The following is a 7,645-nucleotide window of genomic DNA, read 5'->3' on the forward strand; positions in this document are numbered from 1 at the left end:
CCCCGCTACGGGTCAGAGCGTTGGATAGGGCCAGGAACTGCGGGGCCGGCTCGCCGATCGCCAGGATGCGGAACGGCTCGGCCTGGGGCTCGGGCAGGTCGAGCCGCCGGCCGCGATCGCCGAACGTCGCCAGGCGGAGCTCGAACTCCTCCTCGGCGATGGCGGTGCGGACCAGGGATTCCAGGCGCAGCACGGCCTGGGCCGGATGCAGCGGCGGCGACAGGGTCAGGTCGAAGGCTTGGGTGTTGGTCTCCACCCCGGGCTCGCCGATGGCGATCACCGGCAGGCGGCGCGGCGCGACGGCGGCCTTCAGGCGGCGCGACAGGGAGTGGGCGTCGGGACCGGCGCTCTCCAGGTCGACGATCACGGCCTCGATGTTCAGGTCGCCCAGGGCGGCGAGGGCGGCATAGGGGCCACGCGCGGTGATGGTCCGCCAGCCGAGCTTGTCGAGCCCTTCGGACAGCGGTCCCGCGCGGGAGTCGTCGCGCGCCACGATCAAGATTCGGGCGTTCACCGCCAACTCAAGCCTCCGCCCCGGATACCGGTATCGCTCGACGACGCAGCGCCATCGAGATTCGACGCTGCAACATAGCAGAGGCCGCCCCGCCTCATAGGTGCGCATCGCCGCAGGGGCGTGAAGGGCTGTGAACAGACAAACGCTCTTGCCTGACCGAACGGCAGGGTCGTTCTAGTGCTCGAGAAACGAAGCGCCGCGAGAGTCGGCCGGGAGGAACGTCATGGCCCAGGGCCCCCAAAGACCCCAAGGACCCTTGTCCGGCCTCAAGGTGCTGGAATTCGCCGGGATCGGCCCCGGGCCGTTCTGCGGCATGCTGCTGTCGGACCTGGGGGCCGACGTCGTGCGCATCGACCGCAAGGGTTCGGGTCGCAGCTCGCCCGCCGACGTCACGGCCCGCGGCCGCCGCTCGGTGGCGCTGGACCTGAAGTCGCCGGCCGCGGTCGAGACCTGCCTGAAGCTGATGGAAGGCGCCGACGGGATCATCGAAGGCTTCCGGCCGGGCGTCATGGAGCGCCTGGGCCTGGGCCCTGACGTCGCCCTGGCCCGCAATCCGAAGCTGGTCTACGGCCGCATGACCGGCTGGGGGCAGACCGGCCCCTATGCCAAGGCCGCCGGCCACGACATGAACTACATCGCCATCACCGGCGCCCTGGCGGCGATCGGCACGGACGACAAACCCGTGCCGCCGCTGAACCTGGTCGGCGATTTCGGGGGCGGGGCGCTCTATCTGGCCTTCGGTTTGCTGGCCGGGGTGATTCACGCTCGGGCGAGCGGCCAGGGCCAGGTGATCGACTGCGCCATGAGCGACGGCGCGGCCTCGCTGATGGCCATGTTCTACGGCTTCAAGGCGGGTGGGATGTGGAACGAGGGCCGGCGGTCCAACCTCCTGGACGGCGGGGCGCACTTCTACGACACCTACCAATGCAGCGACGGCAAATGGATCTCGATCGGCTCGATCGAACCGCAGTTCTACCTGCTTCTGCTTGAAAAGACCGGGATCACCGACCCGCAGTTCCAGCACCAGATGAGCCGCGAGGAGTGGCCGCAACTGCGCGAGAAGCTGGCGGCGGTGATCGCGACCAAGACGCGCGACGACTGGTGCGCCCTGATGGACGGCACTGACGTCTGCTTCGCCCCGGTCCTGACCATGGACGAGGCCCCGAGTCATCCCCACAACGCCGCGCGCCAGACCTTCGTCGAGGTGGCCGGGGTGACGCAGCCGGCCCCGGCGCCGCGCTTCTCGGCCACGCCGGGCGCGATCCAGGGCCCGCCGCCGAAGATCGGGGCCGACAACGACGCGGCCCTCGCGGATTGGGGGTTCTCGGCCGAGGCGATCACCGCTCTGAAAGAGCAGGGGGCGCTGTAGGGCGCCCGTCTCCTGACGGCGCCATTCAGGTCCGGTTCAGCCGCAAGGTCTTAAACCTGATCCTGCAACCGGCCGTCGCGCCACCCGTCCCTCGATGCGGCGGCCGGTTCAGGTTCGTCCTGCGGAGACCCGTCGCTTTCCCTGAAGCGGCGGGTCTTTGTGTCTCAGGCTGATGTTTTTTTGGCGGCGAGCTTGCGTCGAAGCGGCGCCGAGGCCAGTTTCCGCCGCATGAAATCCCCCCAGGACCGCATTCGCTTTCGAGACCTCGATCTCGATCCGATCCATTGGGTGAGAGAGATCCTGCGCGTTCTAGGCCTGGCCCTGCAACGTCTGTGGGGCCGCGACGTGATGCTGTACGTGGGCGGCGTGTCGTTCTTCATCCTGCTGGCGGTGTTTCCCGGCCTGGCGATCCTGATCGGCCTCTTCAGCCTGTTGCTGACCCCCGAACAGGCCGCCTTCCAGGCGGACAAGCTGTCGTTCCTTATGCCGTCGGGCGCCCGGCCGATCTTCCAGAGCGAACTGGCCCGCCTGGCCCACGCGCCGGAAAAGGCCATCTCGGCGCAGAGCGCCGTGGTGCTGGTCATCGGCCTCTACGCCGCCCATCGCGGCTTCAAGGCCCTGCTGGCCGGCCTGTCCTTCATCCACGACGAGGAAGACCAGCGGGGCTTCTTCGGCTTCAACTTCATGGCGCTGGTGGTGCTGGTCGCCGCCTTCGTGCTGCTGTTCGTGATGTCGGGCGTGTTCCTGACCTTCCGCCTGCTGGCCAGCACCCTGAACCTTCGCCCTTTGGCCGGGGCCTCGTGGATCCAGAGCGAATGGACCTGGGCCAGCCTGGGCTTGCTGGTCGGCATGACCCTGATCTACCGGTACGCCATGTCGCGCGCCCCGGTCGGCTGGCGCGCCTCGAGCACCGGCGGCTTCGCCGCGGCGGTGATGTGCGTGTTCATGTCGTGGGCCAGCGCCTTCTATGTCGAGCAGGTGGCCCATCTGGGCGCGACCTACGGCTCGATCTCGGCGGTGATCATCTTCCTGATCTGGCTGTCGTGGAGCGTCAACGCCGTGTTCTACGGCGGGGCCCTGGCCACCGAGATGGAGATCGCTCTGGACGAGCGGCCTCGGGCTCTCTTGGAAGGCCCAAAGGCCATTCCGCTCAAGGCGCCTTCGCCACCAGAAAGCTGATCGCGCCGTTTGGGGCGTCGACGATCTCGAGCACGGTCGCTCCGGCGCTGGCGGCGAAATGCGGCACGTCGATGCGAGCCAGCGGATCGTCGGCCAGCAGGCGGACCAGACCGCCGGCCGGCGCCTCTTCCAGCGCCCGGCGCAGACGCAGGGTCGGAACCGGGCAGCGATGACCGCGCGCGTCGAGCAGGCGTTCTTTGGGTTTGGCCTCAGACATCGAAGACGTCCTCGGCCTGGGCCGCCGTCAGGATGCGGTGCTCGCCCGGCGCCAGGTCGTCGGGCAGGGCGATGCCGCCGATCCGCTCCCGATGCAGGCCGACCACGTGGTTGCCCACGGCGGCGAACATCCGGCGCACCTGGTGATAGCGCCCCTCGGTGATCGTCAGCCGCGCCTCGCGCTCGCCCAGCACTTCAAGCTCGGCCGGCAGAAGCGGCTTTTCCTCGCCTTCCAGCAGCAGGGTCCCGCTGGCGAAGGCCGCGCCTTCGGTTCCGGTCAGCGGCCGATCGAGCACGGCGCGATACACCTTGGGCACATGGCGCTTGGGCGAGATCACCCGGTGCAGGTAGTCGCCGTCGTCGGTGATCAAGATCAGGCCCGAGGTGTCCTTGTCGAGCCGCCCGACGCTGGACAGGGCAGGGTCGCGGATCTGCCAGCGCTTGGGCAGCAGGTCGTAGATGCGCTCACCGTCCTCGCGGTGCGAGCAGACCACGCCCAGCGGCTTATGCATGATCAGCACCAGAGGGGCCGGCGGATCAACGGCGACGCCGCGGATCTTCATCCGTTGCGGCAGGTCGGCCGTGACCGCGATCTTCAAGCCGRCGTCCTTGATCGCCACGCCGTCCAGTGTGACCTTTCCGGCCGAGACCAGGGCCTGGACGTCGCGTCGGCTACCGTAGCCAAGATTGGCCAACAGTCGGTCCAGACGCGCCATCAGGGCTTTTGTCACTTGCGAGCCTCGTAGACCTTGTAGCCGCCGGCGTCCGCGACCGGACGCACGGTCTTGAACGACTCGTTCAGCGCCGCCTCGTAGGGCAGGTGGCGGTTGGCGACGATCCACAGCACGCCGCTCTTGCGCAGCATGGCGGCGGCCGAAGTGATGAAGGCCTGGCCCAGGCTTTTGTCCTCACTGCCGGTTTCATGGAACGGCGGATTGGTGACCACGAAGTCCAAGCCGGTCGCCAGCTCGGCGCCGCGTCGGGCGTCGGCCTGCACGACCTCGACACGCGGATCGTTGACGTTCCGCTTGGCCGCCTCGACCGCCCGGCGATCCAGGTCGATCAGGGTCAGCTTGGTCACCTTGGGCGAGGTCAGGACGGCATGGGCCAGGACGCCGATGCCGCAGCCCAGGTCGACGCCGACGCCGCTCAGCAACGGCAGCGACTTCAGCAGCATGGCCGAGCCGGGGTCCAGGCGGTCCCAGCTGAACACGCCGGGCTGGGTCCACAGGCCGTCGCCGTCCAGGCGGCGCGGCGCGCCCTCGGCGATGGCGACGTCCACGCCGACGACCTCGGCGGGCTTGAGGGAGACGCAGATCCGTTGATGGCGCTTGGCGCTTTCGCCCACGGCGCAGCCGAACGCGACCAGTTCCTTGTTCATCCGCAGGCCGCCGCGATCCTTGGGGGCCATGGCCGTCAGCCGCCCCTCGACCTTCAGCGCCCTCAACGCCTGGGCCAGGACATAGCGCCGCTCGGCCACGCCGGCCGGGGCCTGGATGACGATCTCGTCCAGCGAACCTTCGGCCAGATCGGCGAGGTCGGTCGAACCGACCACCAGTGGCGAGACCTGGACAGCGCCGCCGGCGACATCGATCACGTCGAGGAGCGGGAAACCATAGACGGCGGCGCGGACGGTGTCGGACATGCAATGGATCTCGGGAGATGTGGCGGGCAGGGTGGGATTCGAACCCACGGTGGACTTTCACCCACGGCGGTTTTCAAGACCGCTGCCTTAAACCACTCGGCCACCTGCCCGGAGCAGGGGCCTATATCAGCGGTCGTGCGYCCGCTCCAGTCGTTTCAAGCACGTTTGGTCGCACCTTTGATTAACCAGACCTCAAGCCTCCTGAACGACGGTGGTTTCCGCTATAGATGCTTTGGGAGGCTGTTCGGTCATGGGATGCGGAGCGCGAGGCGAGTTCCGTCTGCTGCGCGGCGTGGCCGTGGCCGCCCTGGGCTGCGCGGGCCTGGCCGCCTGCGCCACGCCGCTGCCGACCCGCTTGCCTCAGACCTCCTCCACCGCCAGGCCCTATTCCGGACCGCCCGCGCCGGGCTCGACCGCCGGTCTGCGCGGGACCGAGAAACCCTATCAGATCAAGGGGATCTGGTACTATCCCAAGTCCGATCCCGGCTATGACGAGCGGGGGATCGGCTCGTGGTACGGCGAGCAGTTCCACAATCGCCGCACGGCCAATGGCGAGATCTTCGACATGGACCTGCCGTCGGCGGCCCATAAGACCCTGCCGCTGCCCAGCATCGTCGAGGTCACCAATCTGGACAACGGCCGCAAGATGCAGGTCCGGGTCAACGATCGCGGCCCCTTCGTCGACGGCCGCATCATCGACCTGTCCAAGGCCGCCGCCGAGCAGCTGGGCTATGGCCGGGCCGGCGTCGCCCGCGTCCGCGTCCGCTATATCGGTCCCGCCGCCAAGACGCCCTTCGACCAGCGCAGGATGATCGCCGCGACGCCGCCGCCCGCCGAACCGCGCCCTGGGCCACGCTACGCCCCGCCGCCCCAAGCCCGGGTCTATGCGACGGGCCTGCCGCCGGCCCAGCCGGCCTATGCCCCCCCGCCGCCGCCCAAGGCCGCCGATCCGGACTACGTCCCCTATGCGCCGTCATCGCCCGCGCCCCTGGTTCCGGCCCCGCCCGCGCCGGTTCTGACCAGCGCCTATCGCGTCCAGGCCGGCTCGTTCGCCAATCGCGACAACGCCGAGCGCGCGGCGGCTCAGCTGAGCGGGGCTGGCGAAGCGTCGATTGAGTCGATCCCGCGCGCCCAGGGCGTGCTCTACCGCGTGGTGGTCCAGGCCGGCCCCGACGAGGCTGAAGCCTTCGGCGTGCGCGATCGCGTCGCCGCCCTAGGCTTTTCCGACGCCACGGTGCTGCGGCCCTGAAGCATCGGCCCGAAAAGTGGGAACCGGTTTTCGGATAAAGCCGATGCTCTGAACTGAGCTACGATCGGGTCTGGACAAGTCGGGCGTTACGGCCGATTTGAAGCCGGTGACGCGTGGAACCTTCATCAGTTTCGAGGGCGGCGAGGGGGCTGGAAAGTCCACCCAGATCCGCCGCTTGGCCGAACGCCTGAAGGCGGACGGCGCCGACGTGGTGCTGACCCGCGAACCGGGCGGCAGCCCCGGCGCCGAACAGGTCCGCGACCTGATCCTCAATGGCGACATCGACCGCTGGTCGCCGGTCACCGAGACCCTGCTGATGTACGCCTCGCGGCGCGATCATATCGAGCGCGTGATCCGGCCGGCCCTGGAGCGGGGCGCCGTCGTGCTGTGCGACCGCTTCGCCGACAGCACCCGGGCCTATCAGGGGGCCGGCGGCGAGGCGCCGATCGGCCTGATCAAGGCGCTGGAGGAGCATGTCCTGGGCGGCACCGTCCCCGACCTGACCCTGATCTTCGACATTCCGGCCGAGGTGGGCCTGGCCCGYGCCCTCTCGCGCGGCGGCGAGGCGCGCTTCGAGTCCAAGGGCCTGGAATTCCACCAGCGCCTGGGCGAGGCCTTCCTGGAGATCGCCCGCCGCGAGCCCGAGCGCTGCGTGGTGATCGAGGCCGACGACGCGATAGACGCGGTCTGGGCCGATGTCTGGAGCGCGGTCTCCACGCGGCTGGGCCTTTAGAACGTGGACGCGCCGCCTCATCCTCGTGACGTGTTCAGCATCGAGGGCGTCGAGGCCGCCGAGCTGGCCTTTCTCGACGCGCTGGATCGCGGTCGGCTGCACCACGCCTGGTTGTTGACCGGGCCGGAAGGCGTCGGCAAGGCGACCCTGGCCTACCGCATGGCCCGACGCCTGCTGGGCGCGCGGCCCGACCCGGCCTTCGGCGCCCTCGGCTCGGCCCCGACCGACGTCGTCAGCCGCCAGGTCGCCGCCCGCTCGCACCCCGACCTGATGGTGCTGGAGCGCGAGACCGACGACGGCAAGGCCCGCAAGTCGATCCCGGTCGACGAGGCCCGTCTGCTGCCGGCCTTCTTCGCCAATTCGCCGGCCGTCTCGCCCTACAGGGTGGCGATCATCGATGCGGCCGACGACCTGAACGTCAACGCCGCCAACGCCGTGCTGAAGACTCTTGAGGAGCCGCCGGCGCGGGGCGTGATCCTGCTGATCAGCCATTCGCCTGGACGGCTGCTGCCGACCATCCGTTCGCGGTGTCGACGCCTGGCCATCACCGCGCCGGACCTGTCCCTGGCCGCCGGCATGGTCGAGCAGCGGGCCGGCGTTTCTGCCCACGAAGCCGACCGCCTGGCCCGGATGGCCAAGGGCGCGCCGGGCCGCGCCCTGCAACTGGCCGCCGCCGGGGCTCTAGCGGCCGACGACGCGGCCGGCGAGATCCTGCGCAAGCTGCCCGACCTGGACGAAGG

The 7,645-nt window shown here is 69.4% G+C and carries 9 protein-coding genes and 1 tRNA gene; 5 read left to right on the top strand and 5 right to left on the bottom strand.

The window, feature by feature from the left end; genetic code table 11:
- Positions 1 to 520: PleD family two-component system response regulator (locus AC1DZ6_RS14310; RefSeq protein WP_477097829.1), on the bottom strand; the 520-nt coding region annotated here is incomplete at its 3' end.
- A gap of 217 nt (positions 521 to 737) precedes the next feature.
- On the opposite strand from AC1DZ6_RS14310, the gene AC1DZ6_RS14315 reads away from it, so the two are divergent.
- Together AC1DZ6_RS14315 and AC1DZ6_RS14320 are read left to right on the top strand one after the other, a co-directional pair.
- Positions 738 to 1,883: a CaiB/BaiF CoA transferase family protein gene (locus tag AC1DZ6_RS14315; protein ID WP_477097830.1), complete on the top strand. Its 1,146-nt coding sequence runs from the start codon at positions 738 to 740 to the stop codon at positions 1,881 to 1,883.
- 228 nt (positions 1,884 to 2,111) lie between these two features.
- Positions 2,112 to 3,062 (top strand): YihY/virulence factor BrkB family protein, encoded by a 951-nt coding sequence (locus tag AC1DZ6_RS14320; protein ID WP_477097837.1) that lies wholly within the window; start codon positions 2,112 to 2,114, stop codon positions 3,060 to 3,062.
- Here AC1DZ6_RS14320 and AC1DZ6_RS14325 read toward each other — a convergent pair.
- The 4 genes from AC1DZ6_RS14325 to AC1DZ6_RS14340 all read right to left on the bottom strand — a co-directional run bounded on the left by AC1DZ6_RS14325 (position 3,034) and on the right by AC1DZ6_RS14340 (position 5,033).
- Positions 3,034 to 3,279 (bottom strand): sulfurtransferase TusA family protein, encoded by a 246-nt coding sequence (locus AC1DZ6_RS14325; protein ID WP_477097831.1) that lies wholly within the window; start codon positions 3,277 to 3,279, stop codon positions 3,034 to 3,036. The two genes, AC1DZ6_RS14320 and AC1DZ6_RS14325, sit on opposite strands and share 29 nt — an antisense overlap.
- Positions 3,272 to 4,009: a pseudouridine synthase gene (locus AC1DZ6_RS14330; RefSeq protein WP_477097832.1), complete on the bottom strand. Its 738-nt coding sequence runs from the start codon at positions 4,007 to 4,009 to the stop codon at positions 3,272 to 3,274. The genes AC1DZ6_RS14325 and AC1DZ6_RS14330 overlap by 8 nt, the downstream gene beginning before the upstream one ends.
- Positions 4,006 to 4,923 (bottom strand): class I SAM-dependent methyltransferase, encoded by a 918-nt coding sequence (locus AC1DZ6_RS14335; RefSeq protein ID WP_477097833.1) that lies wholly within the window; start codon positions 4,921 to 4,923, stop codon positions 4,006 to 4,008. Before AC1DZ6_RS14335 ends, AC1DZ6_RS14330 begins: the two co-directional genes overlap by 4 nt.
- A 20-nt stretch (positions 4,924 to 4,943) precedes the next feature.
- A tRNA-Ser gene (locus AC1DZ6_RS14340) sits at positions 4,944 to 5,033 on the bottom strand.
- Positions 5,034 to 5,173: 140 nt separating this feature from the next.
- Here AC1DZ6_RS14340 and AC1DZ6_RS14345 point away from each other — a divergent pair.
- The 3 genes from AC1DZ6_RS14345 to AC1DZ6_RS14355 all read left to right on the top strand — a co-directional run.
- Entirely contained in the window at positions 5,174 to 6,172 is a 999-nt protein-coding gene (locus AC1DZ6_RS14345) for a septal ring lytic transglycosylase RlpA family protein (RefSeq protein WP_477097834.1), read from the top strand.
- A gap of 106 nt (positions 6,173 to 6,278) precedes the next feature.
- On the top strand, positions 6,279 to 6,905 hold the full coding sequence (gene tmk, locus AC1DZ6_RS14350; protein ID WP_477097835.1) for a dTMP kinase: 627 nt from the start codon (positions 6,279 to 6,281) through the stop codon (positions 6,903 to 6,905).
- Between the two features lie 3 nt (positions 6,906 to 6,908).
- Positions 6,909 to 7,645, top strand: a 737-nt coding sequence (locus tag AC1DZ6_RS14355; RefSeq protein ID WP_477097836.1) for a DNA polymerase III subunit delta', incomplete at its 3' end; no start/stop codon positions are given.

Source organism: Caulobacter sp. P1_B12_2 (assembly GCF_056406675.1).

Coding starts and splice junctions, on each gene's coding strand:
- AC1DZ6_RS14315 (WP_477097830.1), top strand. CDS start 738: ATGGCCCAGGGCCCCCAAAGACCCCAAGGACCCTTGTCCGGCCTCAAG.
- AC1DZ6_RS14320 (WP_477097837.1), top strand. CDS start 2,112: ATGAAATCCCCCCAGGACCGCATTCGCTTTCGAGACCTCGATCTCGAT.
- AC1DZ6_RS14325 (WP_477097831.1), bottom strand. CDS start 3,279: ATGTCTGAGGCCAAACCCAAAGAACGCCTGCTCGACGCGCGCGGTCAT.
- AC1DZ6_RS14335 (WP_477097833.1), bottom strand. CDS start 4,923: ATGTCCGACACCGTCCGCGCCGCCGTCTATGGTTTCCCGCTCCTCGAC.
- AC1DZ6_RS14345 (WP_477097834.1), top strand. CDS start 5,174: ATGGGATGCGGAGCGCGAGGCGAGTTCCGTCTGCTGCGCGGCGTGGCC.